This window comes from Afifella sp. YEN Y35, from assembly GCF_047553465.1.
In the GTDB taxonomy this organism is placed as follows: Bacteria; Pseudomonadota; Alphaproteobacteria; order Rhizobiales; family Afifellaceae; genus Afifella; species Afifella aestuarii.
This window is the reverse complement of sequence record NZ_CP180203.1, coordinates 957525-981003: the sequence shown is the minus strand read 5'-3', so window position 1 is coordinate 981003 and position 23479 is coordinate 957525. Positions and strand designations below refer to the sequence as shown.

At 62.0% G+C, this 23479-nt stretch carries 22 protein-coding genes; 6 read left to right on the top strand and 16 right to left on the bottom strand.

From position 1 onward, the window contains the following. Nucleotides 1-53 precede the first annotated feature (53 nt). From ACK8CP_RS04745 to ACK8CP_RS04695, 11 genes are all read right to left on the bottom strand, one after another. A complete protein-coding gene (locus ACK8CP_RS04745) occupies nt 54-266 on the bottom strand; it encodes a biotin/lipoyl-containing protein (protein ID WP_234628163.1) in 213 nt (70 codons plus the stop codon). Beyond that, complete coding sequence (gene mdcG / locus ACK8CP_RS04740) at nt 263-1039, bottom strand: malonate decarboxylase holo-[acyl-carrier-protein] synthase (RefSeq protein ID WP_414833503.1); 777 nt, start codon at nt 1037-1039, stop codon at nt 263-265. Before mdcG ends, ACK8CP_RS04745 begins: the two co-directional genes overlap by 4 nt. 2 nt (nt 1040-1041) lie before the next feature. Next, nucleotides 1042-2142: an acyl carrier protein gene (locus tag ACK8CP_RS04735; protein WP_414833502.1), complete on the bottom strand. Its 1101-nt coding sequence runs from the start codon at nt 2140-2142 to the stop codon at nt 1042-1044. Between the two features lie 22 nt (nt 2143-2164). Continuing rightward, complete coding sequence (mdcE, locus tag ACK8CP_RS04730) at nt 2165-3058, bottom strand: biotin-independent malonate decarboxylase subunit gamma (RefSeq protein WP_234628166.1); 894 nt, start codon at nt 3056-3058, stop codon at nt 2165-2167. A gap of 34 nt (nt 3059-3092) precedes the next feature. Continuing rightward, nucleotides 3093-4049, bottom strand: coding sequence for a biotin-independent malonate decarboxylase subunit beta (locus tag ACK8CP_RS04725; protein ID WP_234628167.1), 957 nt, complete (start codon nt 4047-4049; stop codon nt 3093-3095). A gap of 11 nt (nt 4050-4060) precedes the next feature. After that, a complete protein-coding gene (gene mdcC, locus ACK8CP_RS04720; RefSeq protein ID WP_128294183.1) occupies nt 4061-4378 on the bottom strand; it encodes a malonate decarboxylase acyl carrier protein in 318 nt (105 codons plus the stop codon). A 17-nt stretch (nt 4379-4395) separates the two neighbouring features. Further along, nucleotides 4396-6069, bottom strand: coding sequence for a malonate decarboxylase subunit alpha (gene mdcA / locus ACK8CP_RS04715; RefSeq protein ID WP_414833501.1), 1674 nt, complete (start codon nt 6067-6069; stop codon nt 4396-4398). Between the two features lie 23 nt (nt 6070-6092). After that, entirely contained in the window at nt 6093-7010 is a 918-nt protein-coding gene (locus ACK8CP_RS04710; protein WP_414833500.1) for a biotin--[acetyl-CoA-carboxylase] ligase, read from the bottom strand. A gap of 11 nt (nt 7011-7021) precedes the next feature. After that, the gene (gene madB / locus ACK8CP_RS04705; RefSeq protein ID WP_234628169.1) at nt 7022-8230 is read right to left on the bottom strand and encodes a Na+-transporting malonate decarboxylase, carboxybiotin decarboxylase subunit; all 1209 of its coding nucleotides are present in this window, start codon (nt 8228-8230) and stop codon (nt 7022-7024) included. A 122-nt stretch (nt 8231-8352) separates the two neighbouring features. After that, nucleotides 8353-9342, bottom strand: a complete 990-nt coding sequence (gene mdcB / locus ACK8CP_RS04700) for a triphosphoribosyl-dephospho-CoA synthase MdcB (protein ID WP_414833499.1) — start codon at nt 9340-9342, stop codon at nt 8353-8355. A 1129-nt stretch (nt 9343-10471) separates the two neighbouring features. Then, the gene (locus tag ACK8CP_RS04695) at nt 10472-10888 is read right to left on the bottom strand and encodes a HutP family protein (RefSeq protein ID WP_092816060.1); all 417 of its coding nucleotides are present in this window, start codon (nt 10886-10888) and stop codon (nt 10472-10474) included. Between the two features lie 318 nt (nt 10889-11206). Here ACK8CP_RS04695 and ACK8CP_RS04690 point away from each other — a divergent pair, with 318 nt between their 5' ends. From ACK8CP_RS04690 to ACK8CP_RS04670, 5 genes are all read left to right on the top strand, one after another. Further along, the gene (locus ACK8CP_RS04690; RefSeq protein ID WP_414833498.1) at nt 11207-12256 is read left to right on the top strand and encodes a cysteine synthase A; all 1050 of its coding nucleotides are present in this window, start codon (nt 11207-11209) and stop codon (nt 12254-12256) included. Continuing rightward, nucleotides 12253-12984: an alanyl-tRNA editing protein gene (locus ACK8CP_RS04685; protein WP_414833497.1), complete on the top strand. Its 732-nt coding sequence runs from the start codon at nt 12253-12255 to the stop codon at nt 12982-12984. The genes ACK8CP_RS04690 and ACK8CP_RS04685 overlap by 4 nt, the downstream gene beginning before the upstream one ends. Before the next feature lie 11 nt (nt 12985-12995). Next, the gene (gene sseA / locus ACK8CP_RS04680; protein ID WP_414833496.1) at nt 12996-13835 is read left to right on the top strand and encodes a 3-mercaptopyruvate sulfurtransferase; all 840 of its coding nucleotides are present in this window, start codon (nt 12996-12998) and stop codon (nt 13833-13835) included. Further along, on the top strand, nt 13832-14392 hold the full coding sequence (locus ACK8CP_RS04675) for a GNAT family N-acetyltransferase (RefSeq protein ID WP_414833495.1): 561 nt from the start codon (nt 13832-13834) through the stop codon (nt 14390-14392). Before sseA ends, ACK8CP_RS04675 begins: the two co-directional genes overlap by 4 nt. A gap of 773 nt (nt 14393-15165) precedes the next feature. After that, the gene (locus ACK8CP_RS04670; RefSeq protein WP_414833494.1) at nt 15166-16206 is read left to right on the top strand and encodes an OmpA family protein; all 1041 of its coding nucleotides are present in this window, start codon (nt 15166-15168) and stop codon (nt 16204-16206) included. Between the two features lie 77 nt (nt 16207-16283). Here ACK8CP_RS04670 and ACK8CP_RS04665 read toward each other — a convergent pair whose 3' ends face one another. Continuing rightward, the gene (locus ACK8CP_RS04665) at nt 16284-17936 is read right to left on the bottom strand and encodes an MFS transporter (protein ID WP_414833493.1); all 1653 of its coding nucleotides are present in this window, start codon (nt 17934-17936) and stop codon (nt 16284-16286) included. 135 nt (nt 17937-18071) lie between these two features. On the opposite strand from ACK8CP_RS04665, the gene ACK8CP_RS04660 reads away from it, so the two are divergent. Continuing rightward, a complete protein-coding gene (locus ACK8CP_RS04660) occupies nt 18072-18584 on the top strand; it encodes a MarR family winged helix-turn-helix transcriptional regulator (RefSeq protein WP_414833492.1) in 513 nt (170 codons plus the stop codon). Here the strand turns inward: ACK8CP_RS04660 and ACK8CP_RS04655 are convergent, their stop codons facing one another. The 4 genes from ACK8CP_RS04655 to ACK8CP_RS04640 form a co-directional block, all read right to left on the bottom strand. Beyond that, entirely contained in the window at nt 18585-19775 is a 1191-nt protein-coding gene (locus ACK8CP_RS04655; protein ID WP_414833491.1) for an AI-2E family transporter, read from the bottom strand. 243 nt (nt 19776-20018) lie between these two features. Then, nucleotides 20019-20768, bottom strand: a complete 750-nt coding sequence (locus ACK8CP_RS04650; RefSeq protein WP_274605725.1) for an amino acid ABC transporter ATP-binding protein — start codon at nt 20766-20768, stop codon at nt 20019-20021. A 69-nt stretch (nt 20769-20837) separates the two neighbouring features. Further along, nucleotides 20838-22223: an amino acid ABC transporter permease gene (locus ACK8CP_RS04645; RefSeq protein ID WP_234628179.1), complete on the bottom strand. Its 1386-nt coding sequence runs from the start codon at nt 22221-22223 to the stop codon at nt 20838-20840. Between the two features lie 3 nt (nt 22224-22226). After that, nucleotides 22227-23438 (bottom strand): amino acid ABC transporter permease, encoded by a 1212-nt coding sequence (locus ACK8CP_RS04640; protein ID WP_414833490.1) that lies wholly within the window; start codon nt 23436-23438, stop codon nt 22227-22229. Between the last annotated feature and the right edge of the window lie 41 nt (nt 23439-23479).

The window sequence follows — 23479 nt, the reverse complement described above, 5'->3', positions numbered from 1 at the left end:
ATCGGAGCCTTCGTTTGAGAGGGCGGCGCGACGCGCCGCCCCACGTCACTCAATCACTCGACCACCATCAGAACGGCGCCCGGCTTCAGGCGCTCGCCAACGGCAGCCGAAATCGACTTGACCGTGCCGTCGACCGGCGAAGGCGTGTTGTTTTTCATCTTCATCGCCTCAACCACTGCGAGGCTCTGACCCTTCGTCACCGTGTCTCCGACGGCGACCTCGATCGACACGACGGTCGACGGCATTTTCACTTTGATATCCATCATTCACTCCATTGGTTTTCGATGGTTTCGGTTGCGGGGACCTTGCAATTTTCCCCGGAACGCCCGGCAACAGAGGCGCTAATATTCACCTCATCAGACGAGCAACTCTGCAATTCAATTCGATCTATGAGCTCCACATCATTAATCGTTTTCGCAAGAAGAACTTCTCTTCCTGAAATATATTCGGAAAGCTTGACGCCGATGGAACGATTAAATTCCAATTCGACATCGACCTTGACCCCGATCTCCCGCGAGATTGCCGCAAGAGACGCGTGAAAAGCTTGGAAATCCCCCCCGTGATCGGCATCGATGAGGAGATCGAGATCCGATTGAGGCCGCACATATGGAAGGCCCGTCATCGCAGCGAGCGCTGCCGATCCGATGAGACCGAGCCGGATCTCGAAGCGGCGGGCGAGCGACAGCGCGACGCGCAAAGCCGCGTGCGGCGGAGGAAAACGCAGAGCCGCTCGCTCCATCACCTCGTAGGGTGACAGGAAAGACGCGACCTGTTCTGGCTCGACCAGGACCGAGCTCCTCACCCGTTCTTCGCCGATGCGCAGCGGGAAAGAGAAGCCGAGCTGACCCTGCCCGTCCGTGCAAGGCCTGGTCGGACGGCAGACGATGCCGGGAATCCGATCCGTCAGGAACCCATGCAGGACCGCCGCTTCGGTGGTGTGATCGCGCATCGTGTGCGGCAGACCTTCCACAAGGGTGGGCGCGAGCACCTGACGGGCATCAGGATGAAGATAAGCGAGGAAATGGCGCCGGTTCAGCATGATCAGCGCCTCTTGATCCAGGCAGGATCCGCTTTCGCGGTCTTCTGCAAATTGGCCTGGGCCTCGACCAGTACGTCGAAGAGGCGGGTCTTCTCGGGTCCGACGATCTCGACGCCGGCCTGTGTGGCAGCATCGCCGAGCGGAAGACCGGGGATGAGTTTGAGACGGGTCGCAGGAGCGCCGACCACGACATCCGGCGCCACTTTCACGACGCGGCCTTTGATCCGCAAAATCGTGCGCGCCGCCTTTTCGACGGTCTCGGCAGCCATCGCCGTCGTGTGGGTGACGACGACTTCATATTCCGGATAGGTGCGCTCGCGGCGATAGGTGATGATTTCACCCGCGCGATCGCACACATGCCCGGACTGCGAGACGATGAAGCTGTCGCCCATCGGCAGACCGCCGACGACAAGTTCGCGGTACGAAGGCCCACGGGGCGATGCGACGAGACTGATGTCATCGCGCAGCGGCACGCCATCGAGGGTCAGCCAGCCGAATTCCTGGCAGCCATAAAGGTCGTGGACGGTGTAACCGAAACGTTCCGCAACCGGCAGCAAGCCTTCGTCGAGCGGCGTGCCGGCCGTGAGAAGGACAGCCCCCTCGGGCAATTCGTCCTTCAGTCCAAGCGGACCGGCCTGCTCCAGGCTTGCCCGCAGGAAAGAAGATTCTCCAAGGATAATCGAAGGCTTTTCCCGGCAGGCCGCAACAAGAAAGGCGTCGCGGCTCGAGCGCTTCAGGAAACTCCATTCCACCCCGCATTGGCGCAGCGCCTCTGCGGAGAAGACATTGACGAGAGGCGGATAGCTGACGAGCATCCGAGCTCCAGGCCCGGACCCAAGTCTTTCGAACAGGGTCCGGGCCACCGCGCAGCGGCCGGAAATCTCGCCATGGACCACGCCGACGATATTCTGGAACGCCGAAGAGCCTGTCGTGAAGGTGAGATACGCCAGATTGAAAGGCGTATGCACCTCCTCGATGACATGGGCGGCGGTAGGACCGTCGATACCCTTGTCCGCCAATGTCCGCCGCGGCATCTCCTCCAAAGTCGGAGCTGTGCCGAAAGCGTCCAGGGCTGCTTCGAGAACCGTCAAATCGTCAGACATGGTCGTCGTCCCTTTTGGGTCGTCAGCGAGATGGAGCGTATTTCTCGGCGACTGCTGCGAACTCTTGGTTCATCAGCTTGATCACTTCGGGCCGGACTTTGCGGCCTTCACGCTCTGCACCGAGCTGTCCCCGGCCCCACGGGCCGAGCTTGTCGGCTTCACCGGCCGCCTTGGCGGCACGGATCGCCTTGATGTGCTCGATGATCGTCGGACGCATGCCGTCGATCGTTCCGACCAGTTCCTCGACGCCACCAAGGGCGTAGAAGAAGCGCGGGCCGGCGGCGAAGACGGGATTGCCCTTCGACAATTCCTGCAGCGTCTCGAGGTCCTTGCGGATGATGCGCGACACCGAGGTGAGCGGCATCACGTGGATCATCGTGCCGAAATTGGCATCGAGCGACACGATGTGGTCCGCCTGCAGCCCGTGGCACAAGAAGGCGCCCGAGATCGCCCGGCCGATGACCATGGCAACGATCGGATGACCCGCGAGCCGAGCCTCGGCGAGCGCCAACTGATAGGCCCCGGTCGCCTTGTTCATGCCGAAGATTTCTTCGACCTTGCCCGGACCGTTTCCTGGGGTGTCGACGATGAGGACGAGCGGACGCTTCTCGGCGACCGGCTTGGCCTTGTCGGCTTCGAGGGAGGCATAGACGGCCTGCGCCATCTTGTAGCCCTCCTCCATGCCGATGATGCCGGCATAGACGACAGGGAACTTCTCGTTGAAGGCGTTGGCGTCTGAGGCGATGATCGTCACCGCCTCGCCGTTGAGGGCTGCTGTTCCGACAACGGCACCCGGACCGAATTCGGGATCGTCGAAGGTTTTGGCACCGATGGTGCCCTCGTTGAAGCTGTCGGCATCGACGATCATGTCGATCGCGTCCCGACCTCTTCCCATCATGGTCTCAGTGGCTTCCATGATTGTCTCCTGATTAAGGGATTTGTGACCGGGCTCAGACCGACAGCCGCTTCACGTCGGCGATGAAATCGTCGAGCGGAATGTCGGTGAGAGCGACGGGATCGGGATTGCCGGCTTTCGCCCAGACGTCACGGGCATCCTGCGGCTGCATCTCGGCAGCGAGCGCGACGGCACGCAGCTGGCGTTCGACGGCCTCGGGCGAGCCGATGCGGCGCATCTTCTCAAATTCCGAAACCGGAAGAACGGCGAGCTTGGCAACCGCATCGCGGAAGGCGCCGATCGTGTTGTGCACGAGGACGTTGCAATCGCCCATGATGTATTTGTGGCGACCGCCCGTGGTGCGGAAGACGAGCGCACGATCGGAAGAATCGAATTCTTCCTTGCCCATCTCCTGTTCGATGACCTCAGGACCGGTCAGGCCAAGGCGTCCGAACTCGCTCATTACGATGGCGTCCGTCGCAGCCGCGACAAAGCCCATGCCACCAAAGCAACCGACCTTCGAGCCGATGAGCGTGATGACCGGCACCTTGTGGCGTGCCTTCTGCAACTGGTCCATCACCTCGGCATGGGCGAGAAGGCCCGCATTCGATTCATGCAGGCGCACGCCGCCGGTTTCGAAAGAGATGACGACGACCGGCTTCTCCTCGTCGGAGATGTTCGGATAGTCCGCCACCAGCTTGTCGTGGAATTCGATGGCGAGACGGATGGTGTTGACCATCTTCGCGCCACCGACCTCGCCGACGGAACCGCCGATGAAGCGGCCTTCCTGCGAGATGACGAAAACCGGGGTCTTGCCGATCTTGCCAACAGCGGTGACGATCCCGTCGTCGAATTCGACGGCTTCGCCCAAGACTTCCAGGTGCGGGCTGTAGAACCTGTCGAACGGACCCGCGAGTTCTGTGTAGGTGCCCTCGTCGACCAGGCCGACGGCCCGGGCGCGCGCATCAGATTCCAGGAAGCTCTGCTCCTGAAGATCATTCCATTTCGGCATCAGATCTCTCCTTACTCGCCGGTCGCTTCCGCAAAGCCCTGGCGCAGGCGCAGCAGGACCACGGCAGGCGTGGCGTTGTTGTCGTTGATCTCGAGGTGGACATCGCCGAGGAGCGTTTCGGAGACGAACTTCTCCACCACGCGCTTCCACAGGTCGTCGAAGCCAGCGACGGGGGTGACGATGCGGACCGAGACGGCGCCCTTCAGATCCTTGGGCTCCATCAGGACTTCCATGTCGCCCGAACCGACGACGCCGAGATGGATCGGCGTGTCGATCGAATGCGTCACCTCATCGAGCTTGAGGTCGAATTCCAAGGTATTCAAAGCCATGATTCAAATGTCCTTCGTCACCAGTTGCGGAACCGGGCCGGCGGGTTGTAGAGGCCGCCCGACCAGCTCACGAGGTCGCGGATGTTGCGGGCTGCGAGCAGCGAGCGGTTGGCACGGGAGCGATCGACACCCAGGTCTTCCGGCGTCTTGACGATGCCGGCTTCACGCAGCTGCCGGGTTTCGTCCGGATTGGCCTTAAGGCCGATCTCGGTGTAGCCGGCGACCGCGCGGATGGCGGCCATGCGCGCTTCGATGTCCGCGCAGCGGTTGAGGTAGGCGATGCCTTCCTCGGTCACGACATGGGTAAGGTCGTCGCCGTAGATCATTACCGGCGGCAGATCGAGCTTGGCGTTCTCAGCCAGCTTCCAGGCGTCGAGCTCTTCCACGAACACGGGCGCCCTGCCCTCGCCGAACGTTTCGACACCCTGCACCACAAGGCGCTTGCCGCGCGGCATGTTGCCGATCTGACGGTCGAGCGTCGGCATTTCCTTGCCAACCTTCAGCCAGCTGTCTGTCACGTGACGACGGCCCTTGGCATCGCAACCCATGTTCGGTGCGCCACCGAAGCCCGCCACACGCGACGCGGTCGCCGTGGAGGAATTGCCGTATTTGTCGATCTGCAGCGTGCCGCCGATGAACATGTCGAGGGCGTAATGGCCGGCGGTCTGGGCGTAAGCGCGGTTGGAGCGCAGCGTGCCGTCCGGACCCGTGAAGAAGACGTCCGGCCGCGCCGCAACGTATTTCTCCATGCCGAGCTCACCGCCGAAGCAGTGGATCGTATCGACCCAGCCCGATTCGATCGCCGGGATCATCGTCGGATGCGGGTTGAGGATCATATGCGTGCAGGCTTTGCCCTTGAGGCCGAGCTCTTCGCCGTAAGTCGGCAGAAGCAGTTCAATGGCCGACGTCAGGAAGCCGATGCCATGGTTGATCCGCTTCACCTCGTATTCGGCGTAGATGCCTTTGAGGCACAGCATCGCGAGGAGGATCTGGCTTTCCGTGACGAGAGCCGGGTCACGGGTGAACAACGGTTCGATGAAGAACGGCTTCGGCGACTGCACGACGCCGTCGATCCAGTCGGCCGGGATGTCGACGCGCGGCAGCGTATCGACGATCTCGTTGACCTGGGCGATCACGATGCCCTGACGGAACTTCGTCGCCTCGACGATGGTCGGCGTGTCTTCGGTGTTGAAGCCGGTGTAGAGGTTGCCCTGCCGGTCCGCCTTGTAGGCGCAGATCAGAGACACTTTCGGCGTCAAGTCGAGGAAGTAGCGGCCGAAGAGCTCGAGATACGTATGGATGGCACCAAGCTCGAGCTTGCCTTCGCTGATGAACTTGGCGACGCGGCCGGCCTGCGGTCCACCGAATGCGAAGTCGAGCTTCTTGGCGATGCCGTTCTCAAACAGGTCGAGATGGACCGGAAGCGGCACAGCCGACTGCACCATGTGCAGATCGTGGATCTTCGACTTGTCCACCTTGTTCAGGCATTCGGCCAGGAAGTCGGCCTGCTTCTGATTGTTGCCTTCGATATTGACCCGGTCGCCGGCGCGGATCACCGCTTCAAGCAGCGCGACCGTATCCTCCGGCTTGAACTGCTTTCCCGGACCAATGTACCGGGAGGCAGCCTCCAGCCTCTCTGCAGTATCTGCAGAGCGGCGGTCCCACTTCTTTTCTGTAGAGTTAGTGGACATGGAACAACCTCTGTTTCCTTTTATTAGCGCGCAATGCTCGCGATGGCGGGTGAATGACACGCTTCTCCGTAGTAGAAGCGGTGTAGAGAGCCACTTCCGTCTCGAATACTTAAGCTGCCGTCAGGGCCGAGATCGGTTGCAACGCCTCGGCAGCGCGCGTCGCCAGCATCGAAGGAGATCTCCCTCCCGATGGTGCAGGAGCGTGCGATCCAGGCGCGGCGAATGGGGTCGAAGCCTTCGTCTTCCCAGCGCTTCATCCAGCGCTCGACCGAGGCGAGAACCGCCGAAAGCACAGTTTCGGAATCGATCGTCCGACCGGCTTCGATCGCGAGAGATGTGGCGATGCTTTCAAGGATCGGAGGGAAGTCGGAGGCGGCGACGTTCACGTTGAGACCGATACCGGCAATCACGTGAGCCATGTCCCCTTCCGGGGTCAGGACGAGCTCGCACAGGATGCCGCAAAGCTTGCGACCGTCGACGAGGATATCGTTTGGCCATTTGAGCTCGGCCGCGACACCGGTCGCCTGCACGATGGCCTCAGCGACGGCCACACCCAGCACGAGGGTCAGCTGGGAGACTTCTTCAACTGGCCGTGTCGGCCGCAACAGCAGTGACAGAGCGAAACCCTTGCCCGGCTCTGAAAACCAGAAACGCTTGCCCTTCCCCCGACCCGCCGTCTGATGCGCCGCCACCACCGCGAGACCTGGCGCCACCCCTTCGGCAGCGAGATCCCGGATGAGCCGGTTCGTCGAATCGACGGCAGAGATCCGGTAGATTGGGTCGATCCCACCGCTCCGACGCTCGACACCGCAATGACTTGCGAGGTCGGCAGGCGTGGCAGCGAGGGCGAAGAAGGTGGACATGGTTTCGTCCGGAGTGAGGGTTTCGATGCTTTGAAAGGTGGCGTCCGGTGTCTGCAGGGTTGGGGGGCGCGCAGACACCGGACGCTCCGTCATCCGACCAGGCCGATCGTCGAAGCGAAGACGCCGACGGCGATGGCGGAGACGATGACGCCGCAGATCGAAGCGCCCATGGCCAGAGGCATAATCATGGCGTAGGGGCTTGCTTCGAAGGCGCAGCGTTGGGCGATTTTGGCGGTGGACGGCATGCAGGAGACACCTGCGATGCCTGTCGCCGGGTTGTACTTGCCCTTGCTCAGGAGCCAGACCAGCCAGCCGCCACCGATGCCGCCGAGGGCGGAGACGGCGAGCGCCGTGATGCCGAGGACGAGCAGGATGGCCACCCGCGGATCAAGCAGGGTCGAAGCCTCGCAAAGCACGCCAAGCACAAGGCCGAGGAACAGGGTCGACCCGTAGGTGATCGTGTTCTCCAGGAGCTTCTGGTAGGGCTCGATCTCGGCTTCCTTGATCGCAACGCCCATGAAGAAGGACAGGATCAACGGAGAGGCCACCGGCAGGAGCAGGCAGAGGAGTCCCGCAGCAACGATGGTGAAGATGAACTTCGCCTGCGGGGAGACGTCAGGGAAGTCGATCTCGACCTCGATGCCACGGTACTTCTCAGGCACCAGCCAGCGCACAAGGTACGGATAGCCGGCGTAGCACAGCGACAGGTAGAGATAGGCGATGATGGAGATCGGGACGAAGAGGTCCTTCGCCATGATCAGCGAGGCAAACAGCACCATCGGGCCGTCAGCGCCGCCGATCGTGCCGACTGCAGCCGCCTGCCCCGGCGTCAGGCCGAAGTAGTATCCAATCACCAGCGTGACGAAGGTGCCGAGCTCGGCGCAGATCGCAACCGTGATCGAGGCCCAGGGCCGCGCCAGGATGAAGGAGATATCGGCCATCGTGCCGATACCCATGAAGAGCATGCAGGCGACGAGCGAGTTCACGAAGGTGAAGTTGTAGATCGGCTGCAGAAAGTTGATCTGCATGATGTCGACCAGCGGCCCCGTCTCAGAGACCATCGGTGCGATAATCAGAGTGCCGATCTTGCCGGCCTCCAGGAACATGACGCCGGCGTTGACCGCCATCATGCCGAGGCCCATCGGCACCATGATCAACGGCTCGAGCGTGCGCTTGAAACCGAGATAGGCGAGCGTGAAGCCGAGAATGATCAGGCCGATGCGCGAAAACGCGATAACCGGATCCTGAATGAAGAGCGTCCCGATGCCCGGGAAGATGCTAAGAAGTTGGTGTAACATGGTTTCGCCGGTTTATTCGGAAGGCTGAGAGAGAAATTTGGAGATGCCGACGATCACGCCGATCACGCCAAAAGCGATGACTGCGGTGATGAGGTAGGCCATCCCGGCATAGACAATGATGTTCATGAGATCCTCGGGGGGTTGGGGGAATGACCCGCCATGAGGGGCCGGTCGGTGAAAGCGGCTCCGGGGGCAGGATGGCCGCTCAAGAGCGCATCGACGCCAAAGGTGATGGCCAGAAGATCGGCCGAGCCTCCGGGGCTGATATTTCGGGTGATGCATGCCGCATCGAGACGGCGGATCGCGGCCATGCCGGCCTCGCTCAGCGCCCCGCCGAGACGAAGCACCTCGCGGGCTTCCGCACGGACGAAGTCGAGCGCCGCAAAGCCGCCGCGCCACAAAAGCGTTGTGTCTTCGGCGACAGCCATCAAAGAGATGAGGGTGTGAATGAGAGCAGTCTGGACAGACGCTCCCTTTTTGCGCGCCGCCTGGAAGGCCGGCAGCCCGGCTTCGGCGACGGTCGGAAAGCCTGCCTCCACTTCGCCGCGGATGCCTTGGACACCGTAGCGTTGATAGAGCCACTCGCCGGCGGTCGCCGGCTCACGATCGTCAAGGCTGCAGAGCTCGCGGGCGCAAAGCCCATCGACCATCAAGGCGGCAGTCGCGAAGAGAGCATCGGCGCTCATGGCCGCCGGCTCGCGCGCCAGCAGACCAGCCGCAGCGCTCAAAATACCGGCGGAGAAGAGAAAACCGCGTTGTGTGTTGACGCCGCCGGTGGCGGCGAGAAGCAGGCCTTCATAATGGGAACCAATGCCGCGCACGACCGGGAGAAGGCTGCCCACCTGCCCTTCATGACGTTGGCCAGCATCGGCACATTGAAAAAAGCAGGGAGCGATCGCGGCCGAGGACACCATGAAGGTGGAGATGTCCATGTCGCGGTGTGCGCCGTTGGAGCGGGCCGTTACGAGGCCGGGCTTCGGATGGGTTGCGACTTCGAGCAAAGCGCCGGCGAGGAATGCCGAGCCGATGCGCCAGGCAACTGCGCTTACGCCGGCTTCGAAAGCGGGGGTCTGCTCCGGATTGTTCGCGGTAACTTGCTGAGGGGCTTGCATAATCTCGTACTCATTTCGCCTCCCCAGGCTGCGCTTTGATGACGGTCGTAGCTTGCGCAAAGCCTGCATCGGCGATTTCGCCGCGTCCGAACGTCGCTCGTAGCGGGCGGCGCGAGGGCGCAATTCCCCGTTGACCTCAAGCGCCCGTAAGCGCCGAAAGCCGCAAGGAGATTCAGGAGTTCACCGGCACGGAGAACACTGAGTCACTGGTGAGGAATGGGTTTGAGCAAAGGATGGAACGAAACTCCCCGAAGGGGCGCCCAAGCTGCTCCAGTCACGAGATCACACGCCCCAGAGGGGCTCTGAAGATAGGTGCTCACCTCCGCGAAGCGGTCGGCGTCACCCCTGATCACTGTATCACTAGCTCTCGAAAGAGCAGTACATCTCCGCCAGGCGGAGCATCACATGGCCCGAAGGCCCGCCGGGTTCCCGTATCGGTACCCCCGACTTAAGTCGTATATCTCACTATGGAGCCGAAGAGTCCAGACCTCTGTCAGGCCAAGGGTTGCGGCAAAATGGCATCATTATAAGCGAGACGTACAAATATAGATTATTCTTTTATCTCAGATACTTAGATCGACGATCACAAAGATTTTTGGCAGATCGACCGCCCTCTGGCGGAGTTGTGCAGGCAGTGAATTTCGACTTCTAAGACGTATTCTAAATATCTGAAAACGCGACGTTTTCACTGCTCATCAGCCGCAAATTGAACACGATTGAGATCGTCGTTTATAATTTTGCACGTACAATCACGTGAACAGAAATCGCCGCGCTCCCTCGCGCCCGCATGTCGCCGGGCGCCTCGTTTCGGCAGAACAGACCGGCACGATCTGCGCAATGGACCGGTGTGGCGCAGCGAATGGCCCGCACCTTATCGAGGCAGCATCCGCTCCGAGCCGGCGCACGTCCGTCCACAAAAGGTGGGCCGAGAGAATGCTTCTTCCCATCGGACGGACGGAGGCGAGTTCGACCGACGATCAGGTCATTCACGCGTCGGTACGGGATCTCCAGCGAAACGAGGCCGCTGAAGACGGAGGGGATTTCCAAACTGGGACCGTGAAGCGGACTACGCAGAGCGCGGTCTCCCCCGCCCGCGCCACGCGGATCCAGAAAGCGTCAGGCTCCGCCTCTAGAGATGCATGACCCCAAACCCCATACGCTCATGGTTCGTTTCGGGGTGGAAAGCCGATTCGCCGTGCGCAGCGATGGCAAGCCATCTTCCGTCGGAAACGATAGCCACCTTGAGCTTCAGGCTCGATTCGGCCGCGACGTCCGAGCTGACGCCCTTCAGGCATTCGAGACCCGCATGGATGACGGCGTGGATTTCGTTGTGATGGTGGTGAATGATGTGGCTCTGAAGAGCGCAGGCGACGAGCGACTTCACGAATGTCTTCGTCACATCCGTGCGGATACCGCTGACAAAGGTGATGCCGAGCTTCAAGCGCGTGCTCGCAGCGATATACTGCTTGAAGACTTCTTCCTCCTCGCGCGAGCTGATCGCAGCAATGATCGCGACCTTACCCAGACGGTCAGGATTGATGTCCATTGGGGGAGTTCCTTGTGCGAGAACATGCCCGGCCCGCGATAACCCAAGGTTATCCCGCGAAACCCTTCCGCTATGCTGCCCCCCAAGGCGTGCGGTCGGGCCGGTGCCGGGAGGCATCTCGATAGGGCGTCACTTGGTTCCAGTAAACCCTAAAGATCGCTCCAGGCTTGCAATCGAGATTGTCCTTTACGACGCGTGCGAGGGGCATAAATGTGAACACAGACACCCCCGAGCGAAGGTGCATTCGCCTGCGCTATCCCCATAACTCTGCGGCGCCGACCCCTGTTCCGCCGCAAGCGCAAGACGCGAGGAGACTCTATGCCCGCTGCCATCACACCGTCCGTGCTGGAAACGATTGGCAACACACCGCTTTTGCGGCTCCGACACGCATCGGAGACGACCGGCTGCGAAATCCTTGCCAAAGCCGAGTTTCTCAACCCGGGCCAGTCGGTCAAAGACCGGGCCGCCCTTGGCATCATCCGCGATGCGGAAAAGCGTGGATTGTTGCAACCGGGCGGGACCATCGTCGAAGGGACAGCCGGCAATACGGGCATCGGGCTCGCCCTCGTTGCGAAAGCGCTGGGCTACCGCGCCGTCATCGTCATCCCGCAAACGCAGTCTGAGGAGAAAAAACAGGCCCTTCGTCTGCATGGCGCGCGCCTGATCGAGGTCCCTGCCGTGCCTTACCGCAACCCCAACAACTACATCAAAGTGTCGGGCCGGCTTGCCGAGAGGCTCGCCGCAGAGGAGCCCAACGGAGCGATCTGGGCCAATCAGTTCGACAACACCGCAAACCGCAACGCCCATATCGAGACGACGGGTCCGGAAATCTGGCGGCAGACGGATGGCAAGCTCAACGGATTCATCTGTGCCGTCGGCACGGGCGGCACGCTCGCCGGATGCGGCATGGCGCTGAAAGAGCGGGACAGCTCGATCAAGATCGGGCTCGCCGATCCCGACGGCGCAGCCTTGTTCAATTACTATGCCCATGGCGAGCTCAAATCCTCCGGCTCATCCATCACGGAGGGCATCGGCCAGGGGCGGATCACGGCCAACCTCGAAGGCGCGACCGTCGATATGCCCTTCAACATTCCCGATTCGGAAGCGATGACCGTCCTCTTCGACCTCGTCGAGAAGGAAGGGCTGTGCCTGGGCGGTTCGTCGGGGATCAATGTCGCGGGGGCCATCCGCATGGCCCGCGAGCTGGGTCCGGGCCATCGTATCGTGACCATTCTGTGCGACCATGGCGCACGTTACGCCACGAAATTGTTCAATCCCGACTTCCTGCGCGCTAAGAACCTGCCTGTGCCGACCTGGCTGTCACAGCCGCCGGCGATCGATATTCCATTCGAGGAGGTGCCCGAGTGAGTGGGCCGACTGAACTTCTCTTTCGCGACGATGCCTATCTGAAGGAATGCGAGGCGGAGGTCGTCGCCATCAACGATCGTGGCGGCGTCATCCTGGACAAGACCGTTTTCTACGCCACCGGTGGTGGCCAACCGGGCGACACCGGACGCCTTCTCTTCGCCGACGGAGAGGTGGCGATCGGCACCACCGTCTATGGCGAAGACAAATCTGAGATCGTGCATGTGCCGGCTGGCGAGACAAAGCTTCCTTCAGTGGGCGAGCGTGTGAAGCTCATCCTCGACTGGGACCGCCGTCACGCGCATATGCGCATGCATACCGCCTTGCATCTCCTCTGCTCGCTGATCGCCTTCCCTGTGACAGGAGGATCGATCGGAGCGTCGGAAAGCCGGCTCGATTTCGATATCGCCGAGGCGGATGCCATCGACAAAGACGCGCTGACCGATGCGCTCAACGAACTCGTGAAAGCTGACCACGCCGTGACAACACGCTGGATTACGGATGAAGAACTCGCCGACAACCCGGACCTCGTTCGGACCATGAGCGTGAAGCCGCCGACCGGCTCCGGCAAGGTTCGGCTCGTGGCGATTGGCGCCGATGGTTCGGTCGATCTTCAGCCCTGTGGCGGCACCCATGTGCGCTCCACCGGAGAGATCGGCGCGCTCAAGATCGGCAAGATCGAGAAAAAGGGCCGCCAGAACCGCCGAATCCGTCTGCAGCTGGCGAGCTGACGATGGGCACCATGCTGGTCAGTCCCAAGTGGCTCAACGAGCACCTTGCCGACGAAAAGGTGAAAGTAATCGACGCCTCCTGGTACCTCCCCGCCCATGCGCGCGATGCCAAGGCGGAGTACGGGGCCGGACATATACCCGGTGCGGTCTATTTCGACATCGACCGGATCGCCGATCCCGACACGGACCTGCCGCACATGCTGCCGAGCCGCGAAGCTTTCGCAGAAGCGGCAGGAAAGCTCGGACTGTCGGAGAAAGATACGATCATCGTCTACGACGGGATGGGCTGCTTCTCCGCGCCGCGCGTGTGGTGGACGCTCAAAATCTTCGGCGCCACCGATGTGCGGCTCCTCGAGGGCGGCCTGCCGGCCTGGCGCGCGGCGGGACTGCCGCTGGAGACGGAGACACCCTCGCCTCCCGAAACCACCTTTAACGTCCGGTTCGACCGTGACGCGGTTGCCGATCTCGAGCGGGTCCGCAATGCGATCGCCAACAAGAATGCGCAGGTGGTCGATGCACGCCCCGCGCCGCGTTTCAGCGGCGAAGCGGCCGAACCGCGCCCCGGTCTCAAGAGCGGCCACATGCCAGGCTCTTTCAATCTGCCTTTCGGCGCGCTTTTCGCGGAAGACGGCAAAAGCCTGGCCGAACCAGGCACCATCCGTCGACTTTTCGAGCAGGCCGGCGTCGACTGGCACAGACCCATCATCACATCCTGCGGCTCGGGCGTCACGGCCGCCGTCTTGAGCTTCGCGCTGGCCACTGCGGGCAAGCGGGATGTGGCCCTTTACGATGGTTCGTGGGCGGAATGGGGCGGCAGAACCGATACGCCCATCGAACGGGGAAGCGAATGACGCGTCTGGTGCCGACGACCATCACGGATCTGCGGATGAGTGCGCCTCCGCGACACCTTCCCCCGCCCCCGGCCGGCATTCGTCTTGCGCTGATGCGTGCCGAAAACTGCCCCTTGCATTTCTATCGATATCTCTACGCCACGATTGGTCGGAGCTATCTCTGGGTCGAGCGGCACGGGCTCGACGATGCGACCTTGGCCGAGCGCATCCACGGCGACGGCATCGAAGTCTGGGTTCTTTACGGGAATGGTGCACCGGCCGGCTTTTTCGAGCTCAACTTCGCCGACCCCACGACTGTCGACCTCGTCTATTTCGGTCTCATGCCCGACTGGAAGGGGCGCCGCATCGGGCCCTGGCTCCTCGGCACCGCCGTCAACGAAGCTTTTTCGCGCGGCGCGGAAGCAGTTACTGTGAATACCTGCACGATGGATCACCCGGCAGCTTTGCCGCTTTACCAGCGCCTCGGATTCGAGGCCGTGGGCCGGCGGGAGCATCAGCTTCCGGTCCCGGAAGGCTTCACCCTGCCGAGTCACGTCCCGCCCGCGAATTCACCGTAAGAGGGAACAATTCGCCGTCGGCGGATTTAGCCGTGTCCGAGGGGGCTCGGAACACGGATACGTCGATGAGATTTGCAGCCATACTCGCGGCGACGGCGCTCACTCTGCCGTTCGCCCACACCGCTTCCGCCGCTACTGCCGGCGTCGAGCGACCGACCGTTCTTGCTCAGGCGGGCCAGCCCGACTGGCCGCCCAACATCGGTCCGAGACGTGGCGACGGCGAGGGTGAGAAGAAGCGCGAGCAAAACCCCGACCGCCCAAAGCTCGGACAGCCCGGCCCGCCTCCGCAAAAGGCTCCCCAACCGCAGGCGAACAAGCCTCAGAGGCCTCCCCAAGGTCCGGGTCCAAAACAACCCGCAGCGCCTGCACCTCAGGCCGAAAAACCAAAGCAACCTCCAAAACAGGCACCGCAGCGACAGGCGGAGCCGCCTCAGAAGTCCGCACCTCAACCGTCACCGAAGCGTGCAGAACCGGCGCGTCCAGAAAGGCCCGCGGCCGCGCCACCAAGGCGCGAAGAGCAGCCTCATGCCGCAGATCCACGCCGAGAGAAGGCAGGTCCAGGAGCGGAATTCCTGCGTCGGCAACAGGAGCAGGCGAACGAACGCCGGCAGCGGCCCGCGGAAGCGCCCGCAAAGGCGCCAGCCCCGCCAAAGCCGGACGCAGCACCACAAAAGCGCAACGTGCAGCAGCAGCCGGAGGCGGAGCCGAGAGGCAACGCGGCCCCTTCCCCAACGCCCCAGCTCGGCATTGCGGGCGAGCGTGAGGATCCGAGAGTGCGCGAGCTGCGCCAGAAACTGCATCAGCAACGGCGCGAGGCTGTTCGGGAGGCGGATAGGCCAGATCGTGACGAAGTCCGTCGTCGTGGACAGGATGGTCGCGACTGGTCGGTCGAGGATGACCGGCGAGATCGGCGTGGCCCTCCCCGCGGCGCTGCCGGCTTCATGCTGCCCTTTGCGACAGGCGACGTAGTTCAGGATTCGGGCGACAGGGTTATCGTCCGCCGCAATGGTCAGCTTCTCATTCGGTCCGACAGCGAAACCGACCGCCTTCTGCGCCGCGCGCGGGATGTCTCAGTCGACGAGCTGGGCGGCGGCCGGACGCGCACCATCGTGACCCGTCCCGATGGAGTCCGCGTCATCACCGAGCGGGATTATGACGGAGAGATCATCCGGCGCGTCCGCCAGTACCCGGACGGCGACCAGGTCGTGCTGATCGACGAGCGTGGCTACGACCGTCGTGATCGCGAATATGAGCCGGGTTATTTTGAACGCTCTCTGCCTCCGCTCGACCTGCAGATGCCGCGAGATCGCTACATCGTCGAGATGCAGCGCGCATCGGAACGCGATCTCGAAGATGCCTTGATGGCTCCACCGGTCGAAAGCGTGGAGAGAGTTTATACGCTGGAGGAGGTCCGCGACAGCTCGCGGCTCCGTGACAAGCTCCGTCGCGTGGATCTCGATTCGATCACCTTCGACACGGGCAGTGCCGCGATAACACGCAGCCAGATCGGCCAGCTCTCCGCGATCGGCCAGGCCATCGAAGACGTGCTGTCGCGCAACCCCAACGAGATCTTCCTCGTCGAAGGGCACACCGACGCCGTCGGCTCGGACGTGTCGAATCTTGCGCTGTCAGACCGGCGCGCGGAATCGGTTGCGATCGTCCTGTCGGAGAATTTCGATATTCCGCCGGAGAATCTCGTCACTCAAGGCTATGGCGAACAATATCTGAAAGTTCCGACGGAGGCCGCGGAACGGGCGAACCGGCGTGTCGCCGTTCGCCGCATCACGCCGCTCATTCAAAGCACGAGCCGGTAACTCGCCGCTCTTTGTGAGCTGAGGGCTAAAACGAATGGGTCCGCCGTCGCGGGCCCATTTTTCGTTGCGGCCCATCTTCAGTGGGCTCTCGCAACGGACCCGGTCTCCGACGCAGACACGGTCAGGAGACGCGGCCCCCGTCCGGCCTGACGTTCCATCGCGTCGGCAACGCTTCCATGGACGAGATTTCCGATATCGTCCCGGTGCCGTTCGCCAATCAAAAGGACGGGCGCATCGATCGTCTCTGCTCGCGCAAGGATGGCCTGAGCGACGTGAACGGCGCCCGCCTCCAAGACCTCTCCTTCCGCGCTCACCCCCTGCTCTCGGAGCCAGAAGAGCCCCCGTTGCAAAACAGCCGTAGCTTCGGTCTCGCTCTCGGCATCGACGGCATCTTCGTCCACCACCTCGAAGGGGCGCACATGCAGGACGAAGACGGTTTCGCCCTTCGTTGCGATCTCGGCGGCCCGCTCGAGAACCGCCCGGTCATGGTCTGTCCCGTCGACCGCTGCGAGAACCGCAATCCTTGGCGCGCCGCCGAGAGGCTCACGGACCTCAGGCCGAACGCCGGCATAACGCCCAAGACTGCTTCGCCGGGCAAAGAGCACGACCGGCGAGATGAGAGCCGCGGCGCAGGCCACATAGAAGGCCATATGGGCGCCAAAGCTTTCCGCCAGCAGCGGCGCCGCGTAGGGCGCGACGACGCCAGCGAACCACCGCACGAAGTTGTAGGCAGCGGACGCGACGGGTCTCGGAACCGTCGAGACTTCGAGCGCCATCTCCGTAAAGACCGTGTTGCAAACCCCCATCAAGGCACCCGAAAGCACCACGCAGGCGGCAACGATCTCCACGGAGCTGAAAGCCATGACCATGAGCAGGACGGCGAAGAGAACGAGACACGCAGCAAGCAGGATCGGAGCGCTCAGCCGCGCCTGCAGACGTGGCGCGACGAGAACCGAAAACACCGCAAGCAGGAGCCCCCATCCGAAGAAGATCAGTCCGACCGCATGCGCCGACATCTGCAGGACGAACGGAACGAAGGCGAGGACCGTGAAGAAGGCGTAATTGTAGAAAGCCGCGGCGACAGCGGTCGTCAGAAGACCCGGCTGGCGAAGCGCCTTGAGAGGCGCAGAGAGCGCAATCTTCTCCTTGGGCTTTGGCAGTTCCGGAAGAAGCACTGCGACCGCGACAAAGCCGATCGCCATCAATGTCGCCGTCCCGAAGAAGGGATAACGCCAGGAAATACCGCCCAGCGCAGCGCCGAGGAGAGGTCCCGCAGAAATGCCGAGGCCGAGTGCGGCTTCATACATCAAAATCGCTGCAGCCGTGCCGCCACGCGAGGAGGCGACAATGACGGACAGAGCCGTGACCACGAAAAACGCATTGCCGAGACCCCACCCGGCTCGGAACGCGACCAGTTCGCCAACCGACTGCGAGGTTCCGGCAAGCGCGGAGAACGCGACGATGAGAAGTGCCCCCACCATCAACGTCTTGCGACCGCCCAGCCGACTGGAAACGAAACCTGTGACCAGCATCATCACCGAGGTGACGAAAAAGTAGCTGGTAAACAGTAGCGATACCTGACTGGGGGATGCGTTGAGCCCCGCTGCGATCGAGGTGAGGATCGGATCGACCAGACCGATCGACATGAAGCCGACGACACAGGCGAAAGCGGTCGCCCAAACGGCTTTTGGCTGATCCAGAAAATGGGGAGATGCGGAAGTGGCGGACATGCGGATCCTGAACGTCAAAAACAGGTGTATGATACAGGCATATGCGCGGCCCGCACCCAAGAACAAGTTGTATAATACAGGTATTTTGATAAGGCCGCGCAAGAGCGGGAGGCCGGCATGACAGACACGACGGCGGTGATCGAAAAGCTGGAACGCGAACTGGCGTTCTTTGCGCGAAGGCTGGAGGCGGTCCACCGCAAACGCGGCTATCCCCTTGAGCGCGCCCATTATCTGCTGCTGCTGCAATTGCGCGAAGGCCCCGCCAGCGTCACCGACCTCGCCCACCACCTCGACCTCGACGATTCAACCGTCACGAGGCAGATCGCCGCCATGCAGAGGCGGCGCCTGATCCGCCGCGTCAAAAATCCGGCCGACGGACGCAGCACCCTGATTGAGCGCACACGGCTCGGCGCCGAGAGCGCCGAGACGATGCGCCTGGCAAGGCTTGGACGCATCGAGACGCTGTTTGGCGCCTGGAAGCAGGCCGACCGCGAGAAATTCGCTCAGATGCTCACGCAGGTGAATCTTGCCCTGTCGGACTCGCTCAAGGAGATGACGGAAGAGCTGCCCTCCCCGCCTCCGCAGCAACCCAAGCCGGCGCGGCCCAAGCCGGCGCGGCAACCAAGGCCCAAGCCTCAGAAAAAGTGACTATCCCCCACTCGGAGCGCTCGCTTCATCTGCCTCCTCGGGCTCCTCGACGGCGCGCCGGGGATCGCCGGAGAGAAACTCGGCCACGGCCCCGAGGCTCGGGATATTCGTCGCGAAGATCTTGATCGCCACGAGAAGCGGCACGGCCATGAACATGCCGACGAAACCCCACAGCCAGCCCCAGAAGGCGATCGACAGGAACACCGCCACCGGGTTCATTTCAAGCCGCCGTCCGACCACCATCGGAGTGATGAAATTGCCCTCCATGGCGGTGAAGAAGAGATAGATGAGCGGCGGGTAGAACGCTTCGCCGAGGGTCGGAAACGTCACGATGCCGACCACGGCTGAAAGGCCGATGCCCATCATCGACCCGACATAGGGAATGAAATTCAGCAATGTCGCCAGGATGCCCCAAAGCACCGGGTTGGGCATGCCGATGACCCACATGCCCGAACCGATCGCGATCCCGAGCATCGTGTTGATGAAGGTGACGGTGAAGAGGTAGCGCGACAGCTCGCGCTCGATGTCGTGCGCAATCCGCAAGGCCCGCTTCTTATCACTGAGCGAGGGCATCGAACGAACGAGCTTGACGTAGAAGAGCTCCGAATACGCCAGCAGGAAGAAGAGCAGGACGAGACAGAGGAGAACGCGGGCAAGGATATCGGGAGTGCTGGTCGCGACATCCGACAAGAGCCCAGGCTCGCGCAGCACCACCTCCTGGGCGGCATCGGGCGCCGAACCGCCCTTTCCCGTCGTGATCTTGTCGACTTCCTTGGAGGCACGCTCGAGCTGAGCCACCGAACCGCGCAGATGCCCGACCTTGCGCTCCAGCTCTCGCGCAATGCTCGGTGCACGGTCGACCCACTCGCCGATCGGATCGCTCAGGATGTAGGAGCCGCCGACGAACATGATGAAGGTGGATGAGACAAGAAGCGCCCCCGTCACCCACTCCGCGATCCCCCGCCGCGAAAAGAAACGCACCACGGGGCTCAGGACGAGCGCAAACAGGAACGCCAGCACGACCGGCAGGAAGAACCCCTTCGCCAGATAGAGCGAGCCGATAAGAGCGATCAGAAACAGGCCCGTCAGGGGCCAGGACGCGCGTTGGCGCTGAGGCTCAGGAGGCGCGTCGGCTTGCTGAGGCGTCGCGTCCGAGGGACGTGCAGTGGCGTCGGAATCGGTTGAAGTCATGGGCCTGGCGGGTGTCTGCTACCCGCTTCAAACGCCCTGCGAAGTCCGCAGTTCCGCCATAATCGCAAGCAGTTTGAATAGCTTCCTACCGGTCTCAGCGCCTGAGGAAGCAACTCTCCGCCTTCTGCGCTTCCAACCCGCACAAGCGGCAGGCTGAAGACAACCGACAGCGGCTCAAGCGCCGAAGGCTTCGACGTGCTCGAGCCACTGCCGGCCTGCCTGAAAACCCAGCCTGCCCGGCGATCAATGCAGAATCTGCGACAGGAAGAGCTTGGTGCGGTCGTGCTGCGGGTTCGTGAAGAACTGCTCGGGTTCGTTCTGCTCCACAATCTGACCGGCATCCATGAAGATGACCCGGTTCGCCACCTGCCGCGCAAAGCCCATCTCGTGCGTGACGACGAGCATGGTCATCCCGGATTTGGCGAGATCCACCATCACGTCGAGCACCTCCTTGATCATCTCCGGATCGAGCGCGGAGGTCGGCTCGTCGAAGAGCATGATGCGCGGGTTCATGCACAAGGCGCGGGCGATCGCCACACGCTGCTGCTGGCCACCAGAAAGCTGTCCCGGATATTTGTTGGCCTGCTCGGGGATTTTCACCCGCTCCAGATAATGCATCGCCGCTTCTTCGGCCTCGCGCTTGGGCATCTTGCGCACCCAGATCGGCGCCAGCGTGCAATTCTCCAGAATCGTGAGATGCGGGAAGAGATTGAAGTGCTGGAACACCATGCCGACCTCGCGACGAATCTCGTCGATCTTCTTCAGGTCGTTGGTGAGCTCGATCCCGTCGACGATGATGTCGCCCTTCTGATGCTCTTCGAGCCGATTGATGCAGCGGATCATCGTCGACTTGCCCGAGCCCGACGGCCCGCACACCACGATACGCTCGCCACGACGCACATTCAGATTGATATCGCGCAAGACATGGAACTCGCCGAACCATTTGTTGACGCCGCGCATCTCCACGGCAGGACCAGCGTTCGGGTCCATCATGTCGGCCGCACCATTCTCGTCGGAAGAGATGTGGGCGCTTGTCTCGGTATCACTCATCAAAGGGGGCTCCTAACGCGCATGGCCGGTGCGAAGGCGGTTTTCGGTGAAGATCGAATACCGCGACATGGAAAAACAGAAAATCCAGTAGACGCAGGCTGCAAAGAAATAGGCGGTCGTCGCCTGAACCGGCGTCGACCAGCTGGGGTCGGTAAAGCTCGACTGGATCTGGCCGAGAAAATCGAACAGGCCGATGATCAAAACGAGCGTCGTGTCCTTGAAAAGGCCGATGAAGGTGTTGACGATGCCCGGGATCACGAGCGTCAGCGCCTGCGGCAGAATGATGAGCCGCATTTTTTGCCAATAGGCAAGGCCGACCGCGTCCGCTCCCTCGTATTGCCCCTTCGGGATCGCCTGCAGCCCGCCCCGGATGACCTCGGCCATATAGGCGGCGGAGAACAGGGCGACGCCGATCAGCGCGCGCAGGAGTTTGTCGAAGGAAACGCCTTCCGGCAAAAACAGCGGCAGCATCACCGAGGACATGAACAGGACAGTGATCAAGGGGACGCCGCGCCAGAATTCGATAAAGACGACGCAGACGAAGCGTACGATCGGCATGTCGGAGCGACGCCCGAGAGCGAGCACGACGCCAAGCGGCAAAGACGCGGCAATGCCGGTGATCGCAATGACCAGCGTCACAAGCAGTCCGCCCCAGATCGACGTCGGAACGAACTCAAGCCCGAGATCGAGGCTGAGCACGAAGATGACCGCTGCCAGCGCAAGCATCATCGTCAGGACCAGCTTTAGCAGCCCACCCGCTGGAGCTCCTGTTCCGCGCGCCCACGCAAAAGCGATCCCGAGCACGACCAGGGTCAAAAGCGCATATTCGATCCAGAAATCGAGGCCGCTTCCGAGCGGTGCGAGCTCTCGCCCGATCCCGATCATGCTGTCGAACTCCATATGCCCGCCCGTCAAAAGCAGGAGCGCGGCCACAGGAAAAACCAAGGCCATGTAGATCAGATTGATGCCCTTGAAGGGTGCCGACGGGACGAGGAGCGGCACGACGCCGATGATGAAGAGAGCGAAGACGATGTTCACCCGCCAACGCTCCTCGACCGGATAGCGCCCGTAGATGAACTGGGCAAAATAGTCCTTCACGTAGGGCCAGCACGCCCCGAACCATCCGTTCGGCTGGATGCCGCCCTGGTTGATCGTGGTGCAGACATCGCGGCTTTCGCCGGACCACACCGCCTGAACCAAAGCAAAATCGACAAGCGGCGGCACGACGATCCAGATCACGTAAAGCGCGATCAGTGTCAGAAGCGCGTTCGACCAGCTCGAAAAGAGATTTTTGCGCAGCCAGCCCAGGGGTCCGCTCTCGCGGTGCGGCGGCGGAGACTGAGACAGCATCTCGTCGCGGACATAAACGAGATCGGTTTCGGATTGGATATCGGACATGGCTCAGCGCTCCACCAGCGCGACGCTGCGGTTGTACCAGTTCATGAAGAGCGAGGTGACAAGCGAGATCGTCAGATAGGTGGCCATGGTGATGAGGATGAACTCCACCGCGCGTCCCGTCTGGTTCAGCGCGGTCCCCGCGAAAACCGAAACGAGGTCGGGATAGGCGATCGCGACCGCAAGCGAGGAGTTCTTCGTCAGATTGAGATACTGGCTCGTCAGCGGTGGTATGATCACGCGCATGGCTTGCGGGATGACCACCAGCCGCAAAGTGTGACCGGGCCGCAATCCGAGGGAGTAAGATGCCTCTGTCTGGCCATTCGGCACCGCGAGAATCCCCGCCCGCACGATCTCCGCGATAAAGGAGGCCGTGTAGAAGCTGAGCGCCATCAAAAGCCCGATGAATTCAGGGAAGACACGCAAGCCACCGCGCGGGCCGAAATTGCCCGGCGTCGGATACTCCAAGGAGAACGGAGGATTGGCGAACGCAAAGCCGGCGACGAAATAGGCAACGAGCGGCAGCCCGATGATGAGCGCGAGCGCCACGCGGAAGAGCGGAAAGATCTGACCGGTCGCCATCTGCCGCCGTCTCGCCCAGGCGCGAAGAACAAAAGTTGCGACGATGCCTATTATGAAAGCAGCCACCACGAGCGCGAAGCCCCGCCCGAGGACCGGATTGGGCGCGTACCAGCCGGCGATGTTGAGAAGCCCGAACGGTCCGAGGTCGATCGCATCGCGCTTGGCCGGCAGGAGCCGCAGAACCGCAAAATACCAGATGAAGATCTGCAAAAGCAGCGGGATGTTCCGCAGAACCTCGATGTAGACATAGGCCGCCTTCGCGACGACCCAGTTCCTGGAAAGCCTGGAGATCCCGACGATGAAGCCGATGATCGTGGCGAGGAGCACGCCAATGAAGGACACAAGCAGCGTGTTGAGCAGCCCGACGAAGTAGACGCGGACGTAGGACGAGGTTTCCTGGTAGTCGATCAATGTCTGATTGATCTGGAAACCGGCCGAATCCCGCAGAATGCCGAAGCCGAAACCGATGCCTTGTGCCCGCAAATTGGCGGCGGTGTTGTGAATGATCCACCAGGCGAAACTGACAATGGCGACGATCAGGAGAACCTGAAAGATCACGCCACGTACGCGCTGGTCGTTGAGTGCAGAAAATCCACTCGAGCCTTTTCGGCTCGGCAATACGTCCTGAACAGCCATGTCCCCTCGGCTAGCAGGTTCCATGCCATCCCGGATCGTGA